The organism is Herbaspirillum sp. 1130, assembly GCF_017833835.1.
GTDB classification, from domain to species: domain Bacteria; phylum Pseudomonadota; class Gammaproteobacteria; order Burkholderiales; family Burkholderiaceae_D; genus Herbaspirillum; species Herbaspirillum huttiense.
This window is the reverse complement of the sequence record NZ_JAFICQ010000001.1, coordinates 972,103-994,399: the sequence shown is the minus strand read 5'-3', so window position 1 is coordinate 994,399 and position 22,297 is coordinate 972,103. Positions and strand designations below refer to the sequence as shown.

25 protein-coding genes are annotated in these 22,297 nt (G+C 64.3%); 11 read left to right on the top strand and 14 right to left on the bottom strand.

What is annotated here, in order from left to right:
• Nucleotides 1–33: 33 nt before the first annotated feature.
• Nucleotides 34–447 carry a GNAT family N-acetyltransferase gene (locus tag JOD78_RS04355; RefSeq protein WP_121045651.1) on the top strand — a complete coding sequence of 138 codons (414 nt, stop codon included), beginning with the start codon at nt 34–36 and terminating at the stop codon, nt 445–447.
• 28 nt (nt 448–475) lie between these two features.
• A complete protein-coding gene (locus tag JOD78_RS04350; RefSeq protein WP_121045650.1) occupies nt 476–958 on the top strand; it encodes a GNAT family N-acetyltransferase in 483 nt (160 codons plus the stop codon).
• A 13-nt stretch (nt 959–971) separates the two neighbouring features.
• On the opposite strand, the gene JOD78_RS04345 is transcribed toward JOD78_RS04350, so the two are convergent.
• The 3 genes from JOD78_RS04345 to zigA all read right to left on the bottom strand — a co-directional run bounded on the left by JOD78_RS04345 (nt 972) and on the right by zigA (nt 4,163).
• Nucleotides 972–1,940 (bottom strand): succinylglutamate desuccinylase/aspartoacylase family protein, encoded by a 969-nt coding sequence (locus JOD78_RS04345; RefSeq protein WP_121045649.1) that lies wholly within the window; start codon nt 1,938–1,940, stop codon nt 972–974.
• Nucleotides 1,941–2,016: 76 nt separating this feature from the next.
• Nucleotides 2,017–2,943 (bottom strand): GTP cyclohydrolase FolE2, encoded by a 927-nt coding sequence (gene folE2 / locus JOD78_RS04340; RefSeq protein ID WP_199725147.1) that lies wholly within the window; start codon nt 2,941–2,943, stop codon nt 2,017–2,019.
• A 5-nt stretch (nt 2,944–2,948) separates the two neighbouring features.
• On the bottom strand, nt 2,949–4,163 hold the full coding sequence (gene zigA, locus JOD78_RS04335; protein ID WP_121045648.1) for a zinc metallochaperone GTPase ZigA: 1,215 nt from the start codon (nt 4,161–4,163) through the stop codon (nt 2,949–2,951).
• Between the two features lie 272 nt (nt 4,164–4,435).
• Here zigA and JOD78_RS04330 point away from each other — a divergent pair, with 272 nt between their 5' ends.
• Both JOD78_RS04330 and JOD78_RS04325 read left to right on the top strand, forming a co-directional pair.
• Complete coding sequence (locus tag JOD78_RS04330) at nt 4,436–4,660, top strand: hypothetical protein (protein ID WP_034331366.1); 225 nt, start codon at nt 4,436–4,438, stop codon at nt 4,658–4,660.
• A gap of 176 nt (nt 4,661–4,836) precedes the next feature.
• A complete protein-coding gene (locus JOD78_RS04325; RefSeq protein ID WP_209569659.1) occupies nt 4,837–6,261 on the top strand; it encodes a PepSY-associated TM helix domain-containing protein in 1,425 nt (474 codons plus the stop codon).
• Here JOD78_RS04325 and JOD78_RS04320 read toward each other — a convergent pair whose 3' ends face one another.
• The 5 genes from JOD78_RS04320 to JOD78_RS04300 form a co-directional block, all read right to left on the bottom strand.
• Nucleotides 6,262–7,095: a metallophosphoesterase gene (locus JOD78_RS04320; protein WP_134136479.1), complete on the bottom strand. Its 834-nt coding sequence runs from the start codon at nt 7,093–7,095 to the stop codon at nt 6,262–6,264.
• The gene (locus tag JOD78_RS04315; RefSeq protein WP_121045645.1) at nt 7,095–8,105 is read right to left on the bottom strand and encodes a diacylglycerol kinase family protein; all 1,011 of its coding nucleotides are present in this window, start codon (nt 8,103–8,105) and stop codon (nt 7,095–7,097) included. Before JOD78_RS04315 ends, JOD78_RS04320 begins: the two co-directional genes overlap by 1 nt.
• A gap of 24 nt (nt 8,106–8,129) precedes the next feature.
• Entirely contained in the window at nt 8,130–8,900 is a 771-nt protein-coding gene (locus JOD78_RS04310) for a phosphatase PAP2 family protein (RefSeq protein WP_121045644.1), read from the bottom strand.
• A gap of 60 nt (nt 8,901–8,960) precedes the next feature.
• Nucleotides 8,961–9,728 carry a fumarate/nitrate reduction transcriptional regulator Fnr gene (gene fnr, locus JOD78_RS04305; protein ID WP_209569661.1) on the bottom strand — a complete coding sequence of 256 codons (768 nt, stop codon included), beginning with the start codon at nt 9,726–9,728 and terminating at the stop codon, nt 8,961–8,963.
• 229 nt (nt 9,729–9,957) lie between these two features.
• Nucleotides 9,958–10,488 (bottom strand): isochorismatase family protein, encoded by a 531-nt coding sequence (locus JOD78_RS04300; protein WP_121045642.1) that lies wholly within the window; start codon nt 10,486–10,488, stop codon nt 9,958–9,960.
• A 108-nt stretch (nt 10,489–10,596) separates the two neighbouring features.
• Here JOD78_RS04300 and JOD78_RS04295 point away from each other — a divergent pair, with 108 nt between their 5' ends.
• Nucleotides 10,597–11,838, top strand: coding sequence for an MFS transporter (locus tag JOD78_RS04295; RefSeq protein WP_209569663.1), 1,242 nt, complete (start codon nt 10,597–10,599; stop codon nt 11,836–11,838).
• An 18-nt stretch (nt 11,839–11,856) separates the two neighbouring features.
• Complete coding sequence (locus JOD78_RS04290) at nt 11,857–12,861, top strand: GlxA family transcriptional regulator (protein WP_121045640.1); 1,005 nt, start codon at nt 11,857–11,859, stop codon at nt 12,859–12,861.
• A 1-nt stretch (nt 12,862) separates the two neighbouring features.
• On the opposite strand, the gene JOD78_RS04285 is transcribed toward JOD78_RS04290, so the two are convergent.
• From JOD78_RS04285 to JOD78_RS04275, 3 genes are all read right to left on the bottom strand, one after another.
• Entirely contained in the window at nt 12,863–14,173 is a 1,311-nt protein-coding gene (locus tag JOD78_RS04285) for a HipA domain-containing protein (protein WP_085946212.1), read from the bottom strand.
• Nucleotides 14,167–14,463, bottom strand: coding sequence for a helix-turn-helix transcriptional regulator (locus tag JOD78_RS04280; RefSeq protein ID WP_204726481.1), 297 nt, complete (start codon nt 14,461–14,463; stop codon nt 14,167–14,169). The genes JOD78_RS04285 and JOD78_RS04280 overlap by 7 nt, the downstream gene beginning before the upstream one ends.
• Nucleotides 14,464–14,641: 178 nt before the next feature.
• The gene (locus tag JOD78_RS04275; protein ID WP_121045637.1) at nt 14,642–15,577 is read right to left on the bottom strand and encodes a LysR family transcriptional regulator; all 936 of its coding nucleotides are present in this window, start codon (nt 15,575–15,577) and stop codon (nt 14,642–14,644) included.
• Between the two features lie 255 nt (nt 15,578–15,832).
• Here JOD78_RS04275 and JOD78_RS04270 point away from each other — a divergent pair, with 255 nt between their 5' ends.
• The 3 genes from JOD78_RS04270 (at nt 15,833) to JOD78_RS04260 (ending at nt 18,117) form a co-directional block, all read left to right on the top strand.
• A complete protein-coding gene (locus tag JOD78_RS04270; RefSeq protein WP_121045636.1) occupies nt 15,833–16,228 on the top strand; it encodes a DoxX family protein in 396 nt (131 codons plus the stop codon).
• An 84-nt stretch (nt 16,229–16,312) separates the two neighbouring features.
• Nucleotides 16,313–17,173: a pirin family protein gene (locus tag JOD78_RS04265; RefSeq protein ID WP_134136477.1), complete on the top strand. Its 861-nt coding sequence runs from the start codon at nt 16,313–16,315 to the stop codon at nt 17,171–17,173.
• Nucleotides 17,174–17,238: 65 nt separating this feature from the next.
• On the top strand, nt 17,239–18,117 hold the full coding sequence (locus JOD78_RS04260; protein ID WP_134136475.1) for a pirin family protein: 879 nt from the start codon (nt 17,239–17,241) through the stop codon (nt 18,115–18,117).
• A gap of 74 nt (nt 18,118–18,191) precedes the next feature.
• Here JOD78_RS04260 and JOD78_RS04255 read toward each other — a convergent pair whose 3' ends face one another.
• The 3 genes from JOD78_RS04255 to JOD78_RS04245 form a co-directional block, all read right to left on the bottom strand.
• On the bottom strand, nt 18,192–19,559 hold the full coding sequence (locus JOD78_RS04255) for a HipA domain-containing protein (RefSeq protein WP_204726478.1): 1,368 nt from the start codon (nt 19,557–19,559) through the stop codon (nt 18,192–18,194).
• Between the two features lie 2 nt (nt 19,560–19,561).
• Nucleotides 19,562–19,849 carry a helix-turn-helix transcriptional regulator gene (locus JOD78_RS04250; protein WP_121045632.1) on the bottom strand — a complete coding sequence of 96 codons (288 nt, stop codon included), beginning with the start codon at nt 19,847–19,849 and terminating at the stop codon, nt 19,562–19,564.
• Nucleotides 19,850–20,125: 276 nt separating this feature from the next.
• Nucleotides 20,126–20,413, bottom strand: a complete 288-nt coding sequence (locus JOD78_RS04245) for a hypothetical protein (protein ID WP_034335895.1) — start codon at nt 20,411–20,413, stop codon at nt 20,126–20,128.
• 216 nt (nt 20,414–20,629) lie between these two features.
• On the opposite strand from JOD78_RS04245, the gene JOD78_RS04240 reads away from it, so the two are divergent.
• A complete protein-coding gene (locus JOD78_RS04240) occupies nt 20,630–21,802 on the top strand; it encodes a class I SAM-dependent methyltransferase (RefSeq protein ID WP_209569665.1) in 1,173 nt (390 codons plus the stop codon).
• A gap of 32 nt (nt 21,803–21,834) precedes the next feature.
• On the top strand, nt 21,835–22,275 hold the full coding sequence (locus tag JOD78_RS04235) for a hypothetical protein (RefSeq protein WP_121045629.1): 441 nt from the start codon (nt 21,835–21,837) through the stop codon (nt 22,273–22,275).
• The last annotated feature ends 22 nt before the right edge of the window (nt 22,276–22,297 follow it).

Below are 22,297 nucleotides of genomic sequence, written 5' to 3'. Positions count from 1 at the left end.
TGACCGGCTTCGTCGTCACGTCCGCCTGCGCCCATGTCCATCGTCTACCGTACCGACCTTCGCCTGACCGCCGATCAGTTCATCGACATTCTTTCCCGTACTTCGCTGGGCCCGCGCCGTCCGCTCGAGGACCGCGAATGCATGGAGGCCATGGTCACCCATGCCAGCCTGACCGCGACCGCCTGGGATGGCGAATTGCTGGTCGGTGTGGCGCGCTGCGTCACCGATTTCGTCTACGCCTGCTATATGTCGGAGCTGGCCGTCGATGAGCAGTACCAGCGCCGGGGCATCGGCAAGGAATTGATCCGCGCCGCCCGCAGCCGCCTCGGTCCGCGCTGCCGCCTGCGGTTGCTGGCCGCCCCCGATGCCACCGACTACTACAGCCATATCGGTTTCGCCCACAGCCCCCGCTGCTGGGAGCTGACGCCCGGAAATGAACTTAAATAACGTTTTAAATCATTTATAAAGAATTGCCATGATCGAGATTCAAGTCTATCGCCCGGAACACGCACAGGGCGTGGTCGAGGTCATCCTGCCCATCCAGCAGGAAGAGTTCGGTATTCCCATCACGCTGGAAGGGCAGCCCGACCTGAAGGATATTGCCGGTTTCTACCAGAAGGGCCTCGGCAATTTCTGGGTGGCGGTTGATGGTGGCAAGGTGGTCGGCACCATTTCCCTGCTCGATATCGGCAACGCCCAGGTCGCGCTGCGCAAGATGTTCGTGGCGGCCAGCCATCGCGGCAAGGAGCACGGCACCGCCGCGCGCCTGCTGGAAGGGGCCATCGCCTGGGCGCGTGCGCAGGGCGTGCGCCAGATCTTCCTGGGTACCACGGACAAGTTCCTGGCGGCGCATCGCTTCTACGAGAAAAACGGTTTCCGGCTCATCGAGAAGAGCACGCTGCCGCCCGCTTTCCCGGTGATGGTGGTCGATACCCGCTTCTACGCGCTGGATTGCTGAAGCGCTTGCGAGGTCACAGCCGGCGCTGGCTGTCGACCCCGAAGTAGAACCATTCATTGCCCGGCAAGGCGCGCGGATTGGGGAAGACGATGTAGCCGTCGCCCGCTGCCAGCACCGCCTGGCCATCGTGCCGGTGGCCGATCACTTCACCCTGCTGCACGCGGTCGAAGCTGGACCAGTCACGGGTGAAGCGGTCCTCGGCATGTTCCATGTCGATCACGTCCACCAGGCGGATCAGCTGGATATCCGCCACCGGCGGCTGCGGGGGCGCATCGATCATGCCGTGCAGTGCCAGCGTCTGCAGGATCGCGCGATAGGCGACTTCCGGCGCTTGCGGATCATCATGCTGGCCGCATTCCAGGGTCACGCCGTATAAACCCTTGCTGCGCGCGTATTCGGTGGTGCCCACGCCATACTGCCGGTCCAGCAGGTCGGGCGAGACCGCATGGCCTTGCTGGCGGCGGCGTTCCACCCCGCGCACATAGGCCCCCATCCATCCTTCCACCACGCGCTGGCAGCCCAGGTGCGCGACCATGCGTGCTTCGGCGGCGGCATGCGCGAAGGGTTCGACCTCGCCGTCATTGTCTTCCGGGCCGAGCATGGCGAAGGGCATGCCGCCGGTATGGAAGGAATGCAGGTCGAGCAGGATCTCGTGTTCATCGATCCACGGACACAGCACGTTGCAGAGCTGGTCCTCGAAGTTGGCGGGGGCCGGATGCGGGCGCAGGTTGCGGTTCAAATTGCGGTCACCCTGGCGTTGCTGTTTTTCATAGGCCAGCGGATTGGTCACCGGCACCAGCGTCAGCAGGCCGCGCTGCAGGCGCAGTTGCCCGCTGTCGAGTTCACGCTGCAGGCGGGTGATGGCCTGGGTGCCGCAGGTTTCATTGCCGTGCACGGCACCGAGGATCAGCAGGCGCGGGCCGGGCGTGAAGGCCGCATATTGCAGCCTGCGCAGGGAAGAAGGAAGGGAGTCGGACGTCATCGGGTGGCATGCACAGGAAGCAGAAAGGGCAACGATACCCCGGTTCGGGCGGCGCTGCCAGTCGCCGCCGCCGGGATCAGCGCAGCAGCTCCTGCCAGCCGGGTGTCACGGCAGTCGCCACGGCGTCGTGCGCATGCAGGCTTTCGAAGTGCGACACGCGGACGGAGCAGGCAGCAAAGCGCGCTTCCAGTGCTTGCCGCAGTCGGCGCGCAGCATCCTCCACGTACATCAGGTTGGCCCCATTGGCCAGCGCAAAGGCCTGCTCATCCGCGCGCCGCACGGCGGTCTGTACGGCCGTGCCCAGTGCGGCTTCGGCGGTATCGATCAATTCCAACAGCGGGAACTGCGCGGCATCGCCGGTGATGGCAATGCTGAGCTCCGCTTCGCTGCGCTGACTGTGCGGTGTGGCCAGACTCGCATGGCGGGCGAGCCAGCCCAGCGCGGCATCGCGGCCGATGGCCTCGTGCTGCGCGAAGTCGGCGGCAAAGGCATCCTGCAGGGCCTGTCGCGACAGGGCGGCCGAGCAGGGGCAGGTGGAGGAATAGGCGATGCGCACCTGCAAGCGGAGCGCCAGCGTGGTATCGCGCAATTGCGCCGTCAGCGTGACCGGATAGCTCTTCCATCCCGCCAGCTCCGGCGTGACCAGCGCGGCCCGCTGCTGCAGCAAGGCGAAGTCCAGCCGCAGCAAGGCGGCGCGCGACTGGCAATCGGCGTGGCTCTCGCGCATCTGGCGCAGCAGTTCATGCACAGCGGCCGGCGTCAGCCGCGATCGAGCGGCGAAGGCGTCCAGCAGCAGGTACAAGCGCGACATGTGGATGCCCTTGGCCTGCGGATCGGGCAGGTCCACCGCCACTTCGGCGCTGGCCGGCAGGGGCGTGCCGTCGGCCAGCCGCAGCGGCAGGGCGATGCCGCACATGCCTACCCATTGCAGGGGCAGGGCGATGCTGGCGGGTTCATCGCGGGCGACGTCGGGCAAGGAATTGCGCTTGCTGATGAGGGTCATGCAGATCACTCCCAGCCGGGGAAGGGATCGGCCATGCGCGCCCAGCCCATCGGACCTTGCGCCATCTCGGCATCGGTCAGCAGGCAGGCTTCCAGCCTGGCCGTCAATGCGGCCTGATCCATGTCCATGCCGATGAGCACCAGTTCCTGGCGGGCATCGCCGACGTTGTCATCCCATTGTTCGAGGATGAAGTCGATGGACTCCTGATCCTGCGGCCACTTCTCGCGCGGCACGGCGGCCCACCATTTGCCGGCCAGCCCGTGGCGGCAGACGGCACCGGCCTGCGACCATGAACCCGCATGGGCCGGGCGGGTGGCGAGCCAGAAGAAACCCTTGGAGCGCACCACGCCCGGCCATTCGCTGTTGACCAGATCGTGGAAGCGCTGCGGATGCATGGGCCGGCGCGCGCGCCAGGCGAAGCTGGTGATGCCGTACTGTTCGGTCTCCGGGACGTGCTCGCCACGCAGTTCCTGCAGCCAGCCCGGGGCCTGGCTGGCTTGTTCGAAATCGAACAGGCCGGTGTTGAGGACCTGGTCCAGCGCGACCTTTCCAAACTCCGATGTGACGATGCGCGCACGCGGATTGAGCTTGTGCAGGATGGCGTGCAGGCGCTCCAGATCAAGCGGCGAGACCAGGTCCAGCTTGTTGAGCACGATCACGTCGCAGAACTCGATCTGCTCGATCAGCAGGTCGACCACGGTACGGCTGTCTTCCTCGCCCATCGATTCGCCACGCTCCTGCAGGCTGTCCTGGGAGCTGTAGTCCTTGAGGAAATTGAAGGCGTCCACCACCGTGACCATGGTGTCCAGCCGCGCCACATCGGCCAGGCTGGCTCCCTCTTCATCGGTAAAAGTAAACGTCTCGGCCACCGGCAGCGGTTCGGAAATGCCGGTCGATTCGATCACCAGCTGGTCGAAACGGCGCTCGCGGGCCAGCTTGCGCACTTCCATCAACAGGTCTTCGCGCAGGGTGCAGCAGATGCAGCCATTGCTCATTTCCACCAGTTTTTCTTCCGTGCGCGACAGATCCGCACCGCCATCACGCACCAGCGCGGCATCGATGTTGACTTCCGACATGTCATTGACGATCACCGCCACGCGCCGGCCTTCGCGGTTGTGCAGGATGTGGTTGAGCAGGGTGGTCTTGCCGGCACCGAGGAAACCGGAGAGCACCGTCACGGGAAGCCGGCGGTCGCCGGGCTGGCGTTGGAGGGAGGTCATGGCGAGTGTGAAATCAGCGTAAGGGTGGAGGAGCAAGCGATGCCATCAGTGAAACTGATGACAGATTTCTCGAGATAAATGCAACTGAGTTGCGAATATCTCATAAATGCAACTGAGTTGCGAATATCTCATAAATGCAACCTTGTTGCAAATAGTGGGTGCGGTGTGCGCGCCGGTCACGCATCTGAGAGAGGGGTTGCCAGTGGCCGTCGGCGGGAAGGAAAGCCCGGCTTGTGCTAGCATGTCGCCTCGCAACAAGGAGGTTTCATCACATGTCCCAGATCTTCCCGTACAAGGGAAACGCCGTCATCCCGGAGATCAAGAAGCTCGACAACGGCAAATTCATGGCTTGCTTCGTGATTCACGAAGGCAAGGATGGCAGCGGCAAGCTGCGCTACCAGCGCAAGGCGCCCACCAATGAGTTCGATACCGAAGACGAGGCGATTGCCTACATCCTCGATTTTTCGGGCGACTGGATCGACGAAAATCCCATGTGATCCCGCCGCGCGCCGTTGCCACGGTGCCGCAGGTCACAGGCAGGAAGAGCCGCACGGAATTTGTTCCGTCGGCTCTTTTTCATTGGGGCTGCGACAAATTGCCACATTCGCAGGGACGGCCGTACGGCCTACAATCGCGAGCCTGTTTCCGTTTCCGGCGCTCCCCGCCCGCAGCCATGACCACCTCCTTCCAGCCCGCCGGCGATGGCACCGCCAACGCCGCCAGCGCGACCGCTCGTACTGGCGATGCCCACCGCTCCGCCTTGCATGCGGTGCTGCTGCGCCTGCATTTCTACATCGGCCTGTTCGTCGGCCCCTTCATCCTGGTGGCGGCGCTGACCGGTACGCTGTACGTGCTCACCCCGCAGATCGAATCGCATCTTTACGCCTCGCAGCTCACCAACCAGAGCCGGGGCGAGGCCCGGCCGCTGGCCGAACAGGTGAAGGCCGCGCAGGCCTTCCTGGGGCCGCAGGCGCGCCTGTTCGCGGTGCGCCCGGCCAAGGCGGAGGGATGGAATACCCGCGTGATGTTCAGCCAGCCCGGTCTGGGCGACTCGGAAAGCCGGGCCATCTTCGTCGATCCGGTCAGCCTGCAGGTCAAGGGCGACCTGATCGTCTATGGCACCAGCGGCGTGCTGCCTTTGCGCACTACGCTGGATTACCTGCACCGCAACCTGATGCTGGGCGACTTCGGCCGCAACTACAGCGAGCTGGCCGCTTCATGGCTGTGGCTGGGTGCGTTGGGCGGAGTGTGGCTGTGGTGGCGAGGTCGCCAGCGCCGCGCTGGCAGTACGGTGCGCGCGCCGCGTCCCATGAACGCGCGCCGGCTGCATGCCCTCGTAGGGCTGTGGATCGTGTTGGGGCTGGTGTTTTTCTCGGCTACCGGCCTGACCTGGTCACGCTGGGCCGGTGAGCGCGTGAGCCAGATGCGCACTCAGCTGGGCTGGATCACGCCCTCGGTCTCGACGCAATTGCAGGCCGGTGCCCCGGCCATGTCCATGGGCGAACACGCCGATCACATGGGCGCACATGGCATGCAGATGCCCATGCCGGAGGCCAGTGACCCGGCCCGTTTCGACATGGTGCAGCAGATCGCCCGCGCGGGTGGCATCGACTCCTCCGAGATCGAAATCCGCCCACCGCGCTCGGCCCAGCAGGCTTGGGTGGTGCGGGAGGTGGATCGCTCCTGGCCGACCCAGGTCGATACGGTGGCCATCGATGCCGACCGCATGGCCATTACCAGCCGGGCCGATTTCGCTGATTTTCCATTGATCGCCAAGCTGATCCGCTGGGGTGTGGATGCGCACATGGGGGTGCTGTTCGGCGTGGCGAACCAGATCCTGATGGCCCTCTTCGGCGTGGCCCTGACCGGGCTCATCGTGCTGGGCTACGTCATGTGGTGGCGGCGCCGCCCGGCGGCGGGTGCCAGCCTGGCTCCGTTGACGCAGGCGGTGATGCGCCTGGCGCCCCTGCAACGCCTGACGCTGGCTGTGCTGGCCCTGCTGCTGGGCTGGAGCCTGCCGTTGATGGGGGCCAGTTTGTTGCTGTTCCTGCTGGTGGATGTGATCCGTTATTCCCGCGCACGCCGCGCGACGGTCTGATCATTCACTGAGCAGGCCATCGGCGGTCTGCTCGAACCACTCGCTGCCGCGTTGCACGAAGGTCTGCGACGCGGCCAGCGCAAAACTCTTCACATCGGGCTTCCAGCCCAGCCGATGCACCACGATCTGGTGTGCTTCCACCTGCAAGACGTTGAAGGAATTGCTTTCGCCGCGCCCACGGGTGGAGGTGGCCGTACCCGCCTGCACCACCAACGCCGAATAGCCAGGAATGTGATAGCGCCCGGCGCTGCTCACGGCCGAACTGGTATGCACGTGACCTGCCAGCAGCAGGTCGGCGCCGCACAGCGCGAAGGCACGCATGGCCGGTACCGCCTGGCCGACCAAGCCGTGATGCTGCGGGCCGGGCGGCAGGTCGAAGGGATGATGGGTGACGATGATCTTGACCAGGTGATCGCCCACGCCAGCCAGTTCGCGCCGCGCGTGTTCGATCTGTCTGTCGTTCACGCGGCCATCCTGGATGGTCAGGGAACGTGCGGTATTGATGCCGACCACGGCGATTTCCTCGTCCACGTAGCGCGGCTGCAGATCGGCCGTGATGTGGCGCTTGTACTTGCGCAGCGGCTGCAGCAGGCGCGCCGCCACGTTGAAGAGCGGAACGTCATGATTGCCCGGCACCACCAGCTGGGGCTGCGGCAGCGCATTGAGAAACTCCCTGGCCTGCTTGAACTGGATGCTGCGCGCGCGTTGGGTAAGGTCGCCCGAAACGACGACCAGGTCCGGCTTGAGCTCGTGGATCTGGGCGATCAACGGTTCGAGGATCTCCGGATCGGTGCGCCCGAAATGCAGGTCCGACAGATGAATGAGGGTACGCATCAGTTCTCCCCCAGCAGTTTGTCGAGCAGGCCGGGTTCGCGGGGGGCGGCCGCTTGCGGGGCGGCGAGCTGCGGCACGATCACGGTCAAGGAGGCCGGACGGATACGGTAGTGCAACGGTGTCTGCATCAGGTTGACTTCGCCATCGGTGGCCACGCGCATGCGTTTCTTGTGCGTCTCGATATGGATCTCGCTGCAGGTCAGTACATCGAAGTCATGCGCTTCACGCAGGCGGCCGAACAGTGCATGCAGGGCCAGTCGCAGCAGGCCCAGGCGGCCGGTGCGGTGGCACACGTACAGACTCAGCTGGCCGTCGGTGAGGGTGGAGCGCTTGCCGATGTCCAGGCCGCTCATGAGGTACTCGTTGTTGCCGATGAAGACGAAGGGCGTGCGCCGCCAGTGTTCCTTGCCGTCGATGGAGAGCCGCACGCGCAGGAAGGGATAGCGCCGCAGCGCGCCCATGGCGGCCCAGGTGAAGGCCAGCCATTTGCCACGGCCCAGGCGAGCCTGCTGCTTTTCACGTTCGCGCACGATGTCGGGATAGAGACCCAGGCTGGAATTGTTGATGAAGGGCGCGCCATTGACCTCACCGCTGTCGACCCGCAGCTTGCGCCCGGTGGCGATGTTGGCGATGGCCTCGTCCAGCGTCAGCGGGATGTTGAGGTCTTTGGCAAAGTGATTCAGCGTGCCCAGCGGCAACACGCCCAGCGCGCTCTCGCAGTGTGGATCGGCCAGCAGGGTCGAGGCCACGGCATTGACGCTGCCATCGCCGCCGCCCACGGCGACCACCGCGATCTTGTTGCGCACGGCATCGCGGGCGGCCTCCAGCATGTCTTCGCCGCTGCGCGCCAGATGCACCACGGCGTGCAGGCCGTGACGGGCGAACTCTTCGGTGATGTGCGCGGCCAGTTCCTCGGCGTGGCCGCCACCGGCACGGGCGTTGATGGCGGCCACCACGTCGGGGCGGCCCTGGCTGGCGGGCAATTCCTGGGTCATGTCTTGTTCTGTCATCCGCAGGCGAGTAGGAAGGTGGTTTCAGAGCCCGTTGGAGCGCGGCTGCGCGTAATAGTGCCGCTGCCAGGTGAAAACCACGGTCGTCCACAGCGCGAACCAGGCCGTGCCCAGCAGCATCGCACCCAGTACGTCGCTCAGGAAATGCGCGCCCAGGTAGACCCGGCTGAAAGCGGTCAGCGCCACCAGCAGCAGGGCTGCGCCGATGACGGCGGCCTGCACGCCGCGCTCGCCGGTCTTCAGGCGCGCACCGATGGCGGCCGTCACGCCCGGCTGGTTGAGCAGGTAGGCGGCCAGCATGGCGTAGAGCAGGGTGGCGCCGATGGTGTGTCCGCTGGGGAAGCTGTAGCTGTGCAGTACCAGGATGGGATCCTCAAAGCTGGGACGCAGGCGTGCGAAGATGTGCTTGAGCGTGAAATTGCACAGCATGCCGCCGGGCAGCACCAGCAGCAGGTCGGTGACCCAGGCCCAGCGCTGCTTGCGGACCATGTGCCACAGCAGCAGTGCGCCCATGGCCAGCACGCCGATGGTGCCATGCAGATGCGTATAGCCGAGGACCAGTTCGGTCAGGGGCGAGAAGGCATGCTGGTTGAACCAGTCCGCCAGTTGCTGATCCAGTCGCGTGAGCGCACCCTTGCTGCTGACTTCGTAGGCGATCAGCGCGAACAGCATCACCGTGGCCAGCGCGGCCATCAGGCCCGTGGTGAGCGGCAGTCCGAGATGGTGGTCGCGCGCCATGCGGGCGCGCAGGAAACGCTGGAGGGAGGGAGAGGGAGAAGAGTGTCGTTCTGTCATCCGGCCATTCTAACCTCAGCCCCCCGTGCCCCGGCAAGGGGCTGGAGGGTGCCGGTATGGTCAGGCGCAGGGATCGCTGCCCAGCGCGATGGCACGCAGGGCAGGCAGGTCGCACAGTTCGACGTCGCGATGGTTGACTTCGATGACGCCGGTTTTCTTGAAATTGGTCAGCAGCCGGCTCACGGATTCCACGGCCAGGCCCAGGTAGTTGCCGATTTCCTCGCGCGTCATGCGCAGCTGGAAACGGGTCGAGGAATAGCCACGGCTGGCGTAGCGCGAGGACAGGTTGAGCATGAAGGCCGCCATCTTCTGCTGCGCGGTCATGCTGCCCAGGGTCAGCATGACGCGTTGCTCGCGCGAAATCTCCAGGCTCATCATGCGATGGAACTGGCGCAGCAGCGTGGGCATGTCGCGGAACAATTCTTCCAGGCGCGTAAACGGAATCTCGCAGACTTCGCTGTCTTCCAGTGCCACGGCTTCGCACAGATGGTGCCCGGCGCCGATGGCATCCATGCCCAGCAATTCGCCGGCCATCTGGAAACCGGTGATCTGCTGGCCGCCATTGGTATTGCCCTGGAAGGTCTTGAAATGGCCCAGGCGGATGGCGTAGAGCATGTCGAACTTGTCGTTGAGGCGGTACAGGCTTTCATCACGCTTGACCTTGCGGCGGCGGTTGATGACCTGTTCCAGCCGCTGCATGTCGCCCTGGTCCAGCCCCATCGGCAGGCACAGCTGGTGCATGCTGCAGGCCGAGCAGCTGGCGCGCAGGGCGTGCAGGGTGAGCGGAGGCGGCGAATGAATGGGCGTGTGGGCAGGTAAGCTGGACATAAGCGTTGGATTTTCCTCTATGTTGTGGCGGCGTCGGCTGGCCAGGTCTTGGCGTGATGATTTGTGATGCGCCACATTGTCATGCAGCTGCGCAGCTATTTTTCCCGTACTTTTACCACAGTTCTTGCCTGCAAAACGCATACGCAGGGGGAGCAATCAAAACTTTCATCGGAGCAAGGGGAAACTTGCTTTTCGGTTACGTCACCCTGTTTGCGCTTGGCGGGCCCGGTTATTTCACCAGTTTCAGGACCGCCCGGAACTGCGGATGTGCGCTGTGCCGCAGCCATTCGTAGGCGACCATCTCCAGTGTGACCGGGATGGCACCGGCGGCGCGCATGCGCTCGAAGGCGGCGTCGCGGTCCAGCGGACGGCGCGAGCCGCAGGCCTCCAGCAGGGGCAGCACCGTGTAGCCCTGTTGCAGCAGGGAAAGCGCAGTCTGCAGCACGCAGATGTGGGCTTCGCAACCGGCGACGATGAGCTGCCGTACGGCCGGTGGTATGACCGGCAGCAGGCCGTCCGCGCAGGCATCGAAATGCTGCTTGGAGAGCGTCTTGTCGCACAGGCGGGCAATATCCGGATGGTTGTGGCCGAGCTTGTCCGGCCTTTGTTCGGTGGCGATGACCGGCACCCCGAGCAGGCCGGCAATGGCGGCCATGCGCACGGTCTGCGCCAGCACGGCCTGGCCCTCGTGGATGGCGGGCAAGAGTTTTTCCTGGGGATCGATCACCAGCAGGGCGGATTGATGAGCCTGGATCAGCATGGAAGTCCTGTCATGTGGGCTTGGCAGAAATTGAAGGTCTTGTGTCATTGACGCCAAGCGGGTGGGAATCCGACAATTTTTCCATCATTGACCCTTCGGAGCAAATCCATGCGCGCCTCCTTGTCCGCCGATTCCCATGGCGGTAGCCGCAATGCCGCCATCCTGGCTTTGTGCCAGGGCCTGTTCACCTGCGCCATCTCGATCGACCTGACCCTGACCGCGCTGACCGGCTGGCAACTCGCTCCGGACAAGGCGCTGGCAACCTTGCCGTTCGCCCTCATCACGGTCGCCGGTGCCGTGGTGACCTGGTTTGCGGCGTTCTTGATCCAGCGCCTGGGTCGCCGCTGGTCCTTCGTGCTGGGAGCGGCCAATTGCTGTGTCGGCGGGCTGATCTCGGTGTGGTCGGTCTGGCATGGGCAGTTCTGGTTCTTCTGCGTCGGCACGGCGCTGGTCGGTGTATTTCAGGCGTTTGCGCAGTATTACCGGCTGGCGGCCGCCGATGCGGTCGCCGAAGCGGCCAAGAGCCGTGCCATTTCCACCGTGCTGGCCGGGGGCGTCATCGCGGCCCTGGTCGGCCCGGCCCTGGCGGCCTGGAGCAAGGATTGGTTCCCGACGGCATTGTTTGCCGGGGCCTATCTGGTGGTGGCGCTCATGGGGCTGTTGTCGGTGCTGGTACTGGTGCTGTTCTATCGGGATCAGGCCGAACCGGCGGCCGTTGCGCAGTCGCAATCTGACCTCGCCCCCGCGCGCCCGCTATCGGCCATTGCACGTACGCCGGTCTTCATGGCCTCGGTTGCCAACAACGTGGCCGGCTCCATGGTGATGATGTTCATCATGACGGCCGCACCCCTGGCGGCGGTGGCCTGCCATCACGGCATTGATGATGGTGCGGCCATCATCCAGTGGCACCTGATGGGCATGTACGCTCCCTCCTTCTTTGCCGGACGCCTGATCCAGCGCTTCGGCCTGGGACCGGTGCTGCTGGCAGGGCTGGGCATGAACCTCGGCTGCGCCGTCATCGCCATGCTCTCGACCACGCTGCCCGCTTTCTATGTTGCCTTGCTGCTGCTGGGCGTGGGCTGGAATTTCATGTTCGTCGGTGGCACTACCTTGCTGGCGCAGTCCTATACCCCATCGGAACGCGCCAAGACCCAGGGGCTGGCCGAGTTGATGCGCTATGCCGCGACGGCGCTGGCCACGCTGGGTGCCGGTCCCTTGCTGGCCCGCTTCGGCTGGGAAACGCTCAATGCGGCCATCCTGCCGGTGCTGCTGGTGTCGGCGCTGGTCACGCTGCGCTGGATGTGGGCCCAGCGTACTGCGCGCACGGCGCTGGTGACGGGCCTGCGCTAACATCGGAGCATGATTCCAATGAACCCCGTCCTTTCCGCGCAGGCCGCACAGGCCCCGCGCAATGTGGTGCTGCTGGCTTATGGCGGCATGAACCTGCTGGATCTTGCCGGCCCGATGCAGGTGCTGGCGACCACCAACCGCCTGCAAGGCCGTGAAGTCTATCGCCTGCATGTGGCCTCGGCAGAGGGCGGCGCGGTGACCACCAGCGCCGGCCTGCCGGTGTTGACGCAAGCGCTGTCTGCGCTGGACGCGCTGCTGCGCGCTGAGGAACTGCACACCTTGATTTCGCCCGGCGGCAGCGTGGGGGACAGCTTCCGCATCGATCCCGCCCTGGTCGCGTGGATCCGCGCGGCCGCGCCGCTGGCCCGGCGCGTCTGTTCGGTCTGCACCGGTGCTTTCCACCTCGCCGAGGCGGGCGTGCTGGACGGCTTGCGGGTGACGACGCACTGGGATTCGGCCGAAGATTTGCAGCAGCGTTATCCCGCACTGGAAGTGGATGGCGAGCCCATTTACATCCGCCAGGGCCGCATCTGGACCTCGGCGGGCGTCACCGCCGGTATCGACCTGACACTGGCGCTGGTGGAACAGGACCTGGGCCACGCCGCCGCCATTTCGACGGCCCGCCAGCTGGTGATGTTCATCAAGCGTCCGGGCGGACAATCGCAATTCAGCACGCCGCTGGCTTCACAGGCCACCGGGGCGGGCCGGTTTGCCGAGCTGCATGCCTGGATCGCCGGCAATCTGGAAGCGGATCTGCGGGTCGAGAACCTGGCCCGCCAGGCCAACATGAGTCCGCGTACCTTCGCGCGGCTGTATGTGGCCGAGACCGGCCGCACGCCGGCGCGCACGGTCGAGCTGATGCGGCTGGAGGCGGCGCGCCGGGCGCTGGAAGAAACCCGGCTGCCGCTCAAGCGCATTGCCAGCCAGTCCGGCTACGGGGAAGAACAGAACCTGCGGCGGGTCTTCCTGCGCCAGCTGGGGGTGAGCCCGGGGCAATACCGCGAGCGCTTCGCGGCCCAGTGATCTACTGCCCCACACCGCGCAGGAAACGTTCCTGGTGGTGTCGGACTCCCTCGCTGATGCGCTCCCAGGTGCGTGCAGGGAAGTCGTCCGGCAGTTCGCCTTCGGCCACCGCCAGGGCATGCTCGGCGCCTTGCACCAGCGCCAGCATCGCCTGCCACACCGGTTCACCGCCGTGCTGCAAGGCCAGCTGCCGCCAGTGGCGGGCTTCGATGGTATGGAAGTGGCGATGCGGATTGCGTCCGCGCAGCAGCATGGCAGGACCGGCCTGCCGGGCGCGGAACTGGTTCGGCCCTTTGCCGAAGTAGGGCCACATCGACAGCACGTCATACAGCGGCGTCATCTCGTAACGGCCGCCCGCATGCAGGTGCAGCGAGAAATTCTTGGCATGGCCGTCGGTGGCCGCCAGCAGGAAGAAGGCCAGTTGCGCCAGCAGGAAATACGTCTTGTCGCCGCCCTGGCTGCTGGCATTGAGCAGGCCCAGGCACTGGTTCAGGCCGGGACCGCCCTGGCTTTCATACTTCATCGTCGGTGGCAGGCCGAAGGCCTGGCAGAAATCCTCCTGCGGCAGGCGGGCGATCCAGCCCTCCTTCATCCTGACGCGGTCGAAACGCTCCACCGCCAGCACCGTATGACGCCCGAAATGTTCCACCCGCGCCGGGGCCACCGGCAGACCCATCGCTGCCAGGATGCGGGAGCACAGCCATTCGTTGTAGACCGAGTCGCCCGCATCGACCCGCTGCATCACGCCGCCGATCAGGCCCAGCGGCAGCTTGATGATGTGGGTGGTCGGCGTGGCACCCAGAGGACGGCACCACTTGCCGCGATGCCAGGTCAGAGCGGTCTTTTCCTGTGCACCTGCGATCGAGATGCGCAGCGCATCTTCCTGTGCGCTGGCCGGGGGGGAAGACAAGGGCAGGGCATACAGCAGTTGTTCGAGCATCGCCTCATCCAGACGCTCGCAGTGGATGCTGCGCCAGCCTTGCGGTTCCTGGTCCGGTGGCAGCAGTTGCAGGGCGCCGACGCAGTCGCGTCCCAAGGCCTGCAAGAGGTCGAAGACTTCAGTGGAGGGCAGGCGATAGCGTTGCCGCAGCCGTTCGCGAATATCGGCGTTGTCCGGGAGCAGGTTGTCGAAATAGTTGCGCACGCTGTCGCCGCGCAGCTCGCCCGAGGCGGTCAGCGGCAGGGACAGCGACAATGGACGGAAATGCGACGAGCGCACCCACGTGGGCGCATAGCGGAAGCGATGCACCTGGCGTTCCACGCTCCAGGTACCGACCAGCTCACCGTTCATCCAGGCATGCAGCATTACCAGGAGCCCTGTTTGCGTGAGGGGATGTAGACAGCTCCATCTTCCCCGACCGCATCGACCGGCTTGTTTGCCGCGTGGACATGCAGCTTGAGACCGGCCCCCAGTGTCGACAGGAGCAACAGCATCTGCTCCACGCTCACGGCACCCGGATTGGCTTCGATCTCGGCAATGCGCGCCTGGCTGATGCCGATGCGCTCGCCCAGTTGCGCCTGGGTCATGTGCCGCTGCTTGCGCAAGGCACGCAGATGCTCGCGCAACTGGATGGAGAGGCTGATGGGAAAATCGTTGGCCATGAAGTTTTCCTCAAGACAAGGATGCAGCCGCAACGGTGCGCATGGCGGATGGCCAGGCTGCGCGGCTGTTGAGGAAAATATAGGGTAAGAACGATAAAATTACAATATAAGAAATGTCTTGTTTTTAGTATTTATCGTTTAAATACGATAAACCAACATTATCAGCTTTGGCTTGTAATCATGGCTGTGTCGGGTCGTCTGGCGACAGCGCCGTCAATGCAGTCAACGCTGCCAGCGAATCCAGCCACCACGACAGGGCCGGGCCAGCCGGATGGTCCGGTTTGTAAACACACTGGATCGGTAGTTCCGCTCCTTGCGGCGGATGGTGGATGGTGCTGATGCTGACCAGCCGGCCGCGGTCCAGGTCATTCTTGACCACGTGCAGCGGCATGTTGCCCCAGCCCATGCCGGCACGCAGCAGGGCGTGCTTGGTGCCGAGATCACTCATGCGCCAGGTCAGCCGCGAGTGCACCGAGAAATCCTGACGCGCAGTGAGTTCGCTGCGGTCGGACAGCACCAGCTGGGTTTGCTGCTGCAGGAGCTTTTCGGAAATCCTTCCCTTTACCTTGGCCAGCGGATGGTCCGGTGATACCACCGCCACCAGTTGCACGCTGGGCAGCGTGATGCGCAGCAGGTTGGGCGGCGTGGTCGGCAGTGTCCCCAGGATGCCCAGCATGGAGCGTCCGTCAATGACGCGCTCGGCCACCGCCCCCAGTGCTTCCACCTCCAGTCGTACGGTCACCGCCGGGAAGGCCACGCGAAAGCGCTGCAGGAGGTCCACCAGACAATCGGTAGGAAAAAACACATCCACCGCCAGTGACACTTCAAGTTCCTGCCCGCGCGCATAGGAATTGGCCCGCACCTGCAGCGAATCCACGTGATCCAGCACCTGCCGGGCATCGGCCAGCAGGGCCACGCCGGGGCTGGTCAGCTGTGGCCGGTAGCCGCTGCGGTCGAACAGCAGCACGCCCAACTGATCCTCCAGCGTGGCGATGGCATAGCTGACGGCCGACTGCGCCCGCGACAGCTTGCGCGCGGCGGCCAGGAAGCTGCCGCTGTCGGCCACCTGCACGAAAACCCGCAACTGATCCAGCGACAGACGCTCAATATTCATAAGGCCCTCAAGCTACGATGAAATAAGAAAGTGCCAACTATATCTAAAATTTAGATCATGATTATAAAAAGATAATCAGTTTTAGCCGAAGGCGAACTTGCCTATTCTGTCGTCACTGGCTGCAGCGAATGCATCACCGGGCAGAGCACAGCGCGAGAGCCGGTCAGAGATTGGCGTCAGGCAACAACAAGATTCAAGGCACCACGGCATCACAATTCAAACATCGTCGTTCACCCAACATCAGAGAGGCTTACCATGATTACCAACTTCACCACTTTCCGTATTGGCCGCGTCCTGCTGGCTTCCTTGTTCGTCATTTCGGGCATTTTCAAGATCGTCGGCTTTGCCGGCACGGTCGGCTACTTCGGCAGCCTGGGCCTGCCGGTACCGACTCTGGCCGTGCTGGTCACCATCCTGGTCGAAGTCGGCGGCGGCTTGCTGCTGATGACCGGTCGCGGCGTGCGTCCGGTGTCGCTGGTGATTGCGCTCTTCACCGTCGGCGCAACCCTGTCGGCCCATCATTTCTGGACGCTCGAAGGCGCTGCCGCCCAAGGCCAGATGATTCACTTCCTCAAGAACGTGGCCCTGATCGGTGCACTGTTGCTGGTGTCCTCGATCGACCCGCAAGCCCAGCCGGAAGAAAGCCGTTGAGCCTGATGGCCACCCGTTCCAACCATCGACCATGATTCACCGGCCCGCGCCCACGACGTGCGGGCCTCTACAGGAGAGACAAGCATGAGCACCCCCTACACCCGTCAAATCGAACGCCTGGTCAACGGCATCCCTACCCAGGATGGCGCCGGCGTAAGCCTCACCCGCGTGCTGACCCACGACCTGCAGCGCCGCCTGGACCCGTTCCTGATGCTGGATGCCTTCCACTCGGACGAGCCCAGCGATTACCTGGCGGGTTTCCCCGACCACCCGCATCGCGGCTTCGAAACCGTGACCTACATGCTGGCCGGCCGCATGCGCCACCGCGACAATGCCGGTAACGAAGGCTTGCTGGAACCGGGCGGCATGCAATGGATGACGGCCGGCCGTGGCCTGGTGCACTCGGAGTTGCCGGAACAGGAAAACGGCCTCATGAGCGGCTTCCAGCTGTGGGTGAACCTGGCGGGCAAGGACAAGATGACCGATCCCGGCTATCAGGATATCCCCTCGGCAGGTATCCCCGAGACCGAGCCGCAAGCGGGCGTGAAGGTCCGCGTCTTGGCCGGGACCGCCTTTGGCGTGGCTGGCGCCATCAGCCGCGAGACCACCGAGCCGTTGTATCTGGACCTGAAGCTGGAATCCGGCGTGACGCTGGACCTGCCGATCCCGGCCACGCACAATGCTTTCCTCTACGTGTATGAAGGCAAGCTGGCCGTAGGTGCGGCTGGCAGCGAGACCCGTGCCGCCGAGGCTGGTCGCATGGCCGTGCTGTCCAACGTGGCGGGCGCCGCCGGTGTGACGGTGCGGGCCGAGCAGGCCAGCCGCTTCCTGCTGATTGCCGGCAAGCCCTTGAATGAACCGATTGCCCAGTGGGGCCCGTTCGTGATGAATACCCGCGAACAGGTGGAAGCCGCCATCGACGATTTCCGCGCCGGTCGTTTCTGAACCCTTGATTCATCCGAACCCCAGCGGCGGGCAGCCAAGTGCGCCCGCCGCCACAGGAGAGCACCATGAGCAACATTCTTCACCAGATCCACGGCCTGACTCGCGACATCGGTTTTCCGGTGCGGCGCCTGCTGCCGGCGGCGGCTGCACGCACGGTCGGTCCCTTCGTCTTTTTCGATCATATGGGGCCGGTGGAATTCGATGCCGGCACCACCGAAGGCGATGTCCGTCCGCATCCCCACATCGGCCTGGCCACCGTGACTTACCTGTTTTCGGGGGCCATGATGCACCGGGACAGCCTGGGCGTGGTCCAGCGCATCACCCCGGGGGCGGTCAACTGGATGGCTTCGGGACGCGGCATCGTCCATTCAGAGCGTATCCCCGACGATATCCGCGAGCAGAAGGTGCCGGTGCATGGCCTGCAGATGTGGGTGGCCCTGCCGGTCGAGCAGGAAGACAGCGACCCGCTGTTCCGTCATTACGCCTCGGAGGACATGCCTGAGGCGCAAGTGGGCGGCGCCCGTCTGCACGTGCTGGCGGGTTCGGCTTTCGGCGTGAGCTCGCCGGTGGCCACGGCCAGCCCGACGCTGTATGTGGCGGGCAGCACCACGCAAGGCGCCGAGCTGGAGATTGCCGCCGACGTACAGGAACGCGCGGTCTACGTGGTACGCGGTGACGTGACGCTGGACGGCGAGCGCATGGAGCCGGGCACGCTGGCCATTCTGGCCCCGGGTGCGGCAGTGGCGCTCAAGGCCGTGGGAGAAACGGTGTTCATGATCCTGGGCGGCGCACCGCTGGATGGTCCGCGCTTCGTGTGGTGGAATTTCGTGGCGACCTCGCGCGAGAAGATCGAAGCGGCCAAGCTGGCCTGGAATGGACGTGACAAGAACGTGTTCCCGGATATTCCCGGTGAGACTGAGTGGATTCCGCTGCCGGCGCATTGATACGCCGTGATCCAAAACGAAAACTGTCCGTCGCCCTGGCTGCGACAGGCAGTTTTTTTGTCCGATTTGTCCGATCAAAGGTAGGCCGGATTGACGGCCAGGATATCCTTCGCACAGGCCAAGGCTGCTTCGCATTGCGATTGCACGACGCCCGCCACGCGCTGCGTCATGCGCGGGTCTCCTCCCTGCGCCAGCACTTCGTGGCAGATGTCCGGCAATTTTTTCAGGCTGAGCGTAGCCAGCTCCTTGAGCGCATTGACGACCAGCCTCGGTGCAAGGGCGCACTCATGCGCCATCAAGGCCCAGTCGAAAGCACGAATGGTGCGCGGATCAAAATTGTCGCCCACCGCCATCGCCAGTTGGTCGGCCACCTGAGCGTCAATGAGCGCCAATCCCGACACCATGTCATAAGCGGGCGCCAGTACAAGCCGATTGGCATCGCTGAAAAAGCTCAGGTTCTTGGCGTGCGCATCGGTATTGCCGATCAATACCTGGAAGATGAGCCAGCGCAGGAAGGCAAGCTTGGCGGGGCCGGTCGAGTGCATGAGGTCACGGTCGCCAAGCAAACGGAAGAAGCGTTTGAGCGAGGCGCCATCGCGTATCTCCTTGACGTCATCGCCATCCCCAAAGGGCCGTTCGTATTTGAAGTCGACCGGAAGTCCCAAGGCCTGACAGCCGTCTATGCATTGCCGGCGCAAGACTTGCGTGCCGTCGGCCTGCGCTGCTTGCATGTCCCCCCGGGCGTGGACACGATCAAATCGCTCCACCACCAGTACCGGCTCCGGTACGTGCGCCAGTCTCACCCCAGCCGCCCTGACGCCCACCGCGCCTGCCAGCAGCATGCACATCAGTTCGTTGGTGGTCATGCCCGCGAGCTGCCGGCTGACCGGCTCCGGCTTGAGGATGTGGGTGGAGGACTGTTGCAGCGTTTCCGGCAGAAACCACACATCGCCCTGCTGGAGGACGGCCAGTTTGTCCTGATAACCGGCGATGGACAGCCTGACCCGGCCATCCCACACCGTGAAAGGATGCTCCGGCCGGGCCCGGATGCGCTGGGAAAGTTCCTCCGATGACAGTCGCCTGGCTTGTCGCTCGTCCTTGTCGTGGGGCGTAACGGCGTTGGCGGTGAAGACCAGCGCGCCCGCCGACTCGCGGCCGAGTGCATGCAGCAGACCCGCCAGGTTCGACTTGGAAAGATGGTAGGTGGCCACGGCGTCGTCCAGCGCCTTTCCTTCCGGAAGCAGGTTCTGGAAGAAATTGCGCACCTCCATGCTGTGACGTTCCCTGCTTTCTGCTTCGGGACGAATCAGGGGGAGGGCCGGTGACAAGGCATGGCCGGATTGCGTCCAGGCCTCGTCGTAGCGCAAGGAAAACAGGTTCTCATCGGTGTGGTGCCAAAGCTCGCCGACCCGCACTCCACCCATCCAGATGTTGAGGAACATGCTCATCGATGCCACGCCGGGAACAAGCGCGGGAGTTCTTTCTCCGCAGTGTGCCGTTCTTCTGCCGAGACCGAGAAGAACGAAACGCCCAGGCAATCCGCCACATCAAGCATCTTGCCGATGCTGACCGTCGGCTTGCCCGATTCAATGTCACTCAGGGTTTGGATGGACACGTCCGCCAGTGCGCAAACGTCGGCAATTCGCATCCCGGCTGCTTTACGTGCGGCCCGGATGGCAGCGCCGAAACCTGCTGCTTCGTTGATTTTTCCAAAATATTCTGGCTTTGCCATATGCCCTCCGTATTCTGCTATAGAAGAATATCAGGTTTCTCAATGGCTGAATTCACTCAATATTCTATCAAAATAGAATTTTTTATTGCGGTGGAGCGTATTTCGGGAAATCGAGTGACAAATTCTGCTATGGCAGAATATTTTGTACGGATTTTGGAGAATAAGCCATGCAAGATGATCGAATTGCTACCGACCACCTGAAAACAAAACCGCCTGCGGCATTCCAGCGACAGGCGGTTAGTGATCGGCCGTTGCAGCCGTTCATGCGCTGAAAAATCAGATCAGGCCGATGATGCGCCCCATCTCGGTGATGTAGGGACTGTCTTTGAGCACCTGGTTTTCCAGGCTGTCGGCGGCGCGGCGCAGGGAGTGCCAGGTATCGCCGACCTGTCCCGCATGCGGCTGCGGTTCGCTCAGGTGCTGGCGCAGACGGGCGATGTCTTCGCGCAGCTGGTCGGCTTCGGTGCTGCCAGCGGGCAGTTTCTGCAATTCCGCCTCGAACTGGCCGACCATGTCCAGCAGGCGCTGGTGGTCGAACGCTGGGGTTTGCATGGGCTCGCTCATGGATTCTCCTTCGGTGATGGACCGGCTCCATCATAGGCGCATCACGCCCGGGCCGGCAAAAAAAGGTGCCGGGGTTTGCCCGGCATCAAGTTCTTCTGTTTGGGTACGGTTGCCAGGCACAAGTTCCGGCAGCGCCGAGTACAGGCCATGCTTTGTTACACTGGCGGCTGTTTTTGCGCGGCGCTTCCTGTGCCGCGCTCGCTGATCCCCTGATTCATGACCTCACACGACGACACTTCCGCTTTCATCACCTGGACCACCGGTGCCACTTCACAGCAACTGCGCTGGCATTCCGAGGCCGGCAATCCGCCCCCCAAGCGCGTCGTCGAGGGGGACGACCAGATGGCCGCCGATGCCGCCTACAAGCTGGCCTGCGAGGGTACCGGCCTGCTCTGGCGCGGCGACTTCCAGAATGCGCGCCAACTGCTGCAAGCCCTGGGCCGACGTGTGGACCGCGCCCGCGAGCGCGCCCAGGCCAAGAGCAAATCCAAAGCGGCCACCGCCGAGAGCCCGGCGCAAGCCTTCCATCATCATCGCCAGATGCAGGCGCAGCGCGCGCGCATCCTGGGCATGCTGCTCATTCCCGTCGATCCCGGTTTCGTGGTGCCGCTGCGCCGTGCGCCCGACGTGCAGGCCGCCTGCCGCGAAGCCTATGCGCCCTCGCTGCAGGGCACATCCTTTGCGGTCTCGCTGCGCGAGCTGCAGGGCCTGATCGGTGCGCATGAGTGGCGCAAGAAGGGCGTCGAGATCGGCGCACTGGGTAGCCGCATCCATCCGTGGTATGGCGTCTTCTCGCCGGTGCGTGGCGAGTACGTGGACCTGGTGGCCAAGGCCCCGCTGCCCTCGACCGAACTGGCCTTCGATATCGGCGTGGGCAGTGGCGTGCTCTCCGCCGTCCTGGCCCGGCGCGGCGTGCGCAAGATCATCGCCACCGACATGGACCCGCGCGCGCTGGACTGCGCACGCGAGAACCTGCAAGGGCTGGGGGTCTTGCCGCAGGTCGAATTGCAGGAGGCCGACCTGTTCCCCTCAGGCCGCGCACCGCTGATCGTCTGCAATCCGCCCTGGCTGCCGGCGCGTCCCAGTTCACCGATTGAACACGCGGTCTACGATCCGGACAGCCGCATGCTGCTGGGCTTCCTGAAGGGACTGTCCGATCACCTGACCCCGCAGGGCGAAGGCTGGCTGATCCTCTCCGACTTCGCCGAACACCTGGGTTTGCGCGCCCCCGGCATGCTGGCCGAGGCGATTGCCCAGGCCGGCTTGGAAGTGCTGGCACGGCACGACATCAAGCCGCGCCACGGCAAGGCAGTCGATCGCGATGATCCGCTGCATGCTGCGCGCAGCAAGGAAACCACCAGCCTGTATCGCCTGCGCGCCCGCGCCTGAACACACCTGATGCCAGCGAGGAGACACCATCCATGAACATGATCCGATGCCTGCCGCTGCTGTTGGGCGTGCTGCTCCTGCCGGCCACGGCCCAGGTCACCACCCGCGATCTGGGCGGCCATTACGGTCCGCAGCAGGGGGTGCCCGTTCCGGTACCGGTCCCTGTCCCGGTGCCGGATGCGCTGAATCGCAACCCGCCACTGAGCGAACCCATCACCACCTCCGGCAACAGCTGCGCCTGCCAGGTAGCCGAGACCAGTGGCAGCGCTTGCATGATCTTCCTGCGCACCAATGCGGCTGACTGGATTGCCCGCAATGCGCCGCAGACGCCGTTGCGCTCGTCGGCCAGCGGACGTTACTACGATGCCTCCTTCGCGCTCGCGGCCAGCGCCTGCGCGGCACGCAAGGTGACACCCGGCAGTGTGAAGGTACATTGGCTGGATCGCCGCAATGCGATCCTGGAATGGAAATAGGGCGCTGATTCGCGCTCAGCGC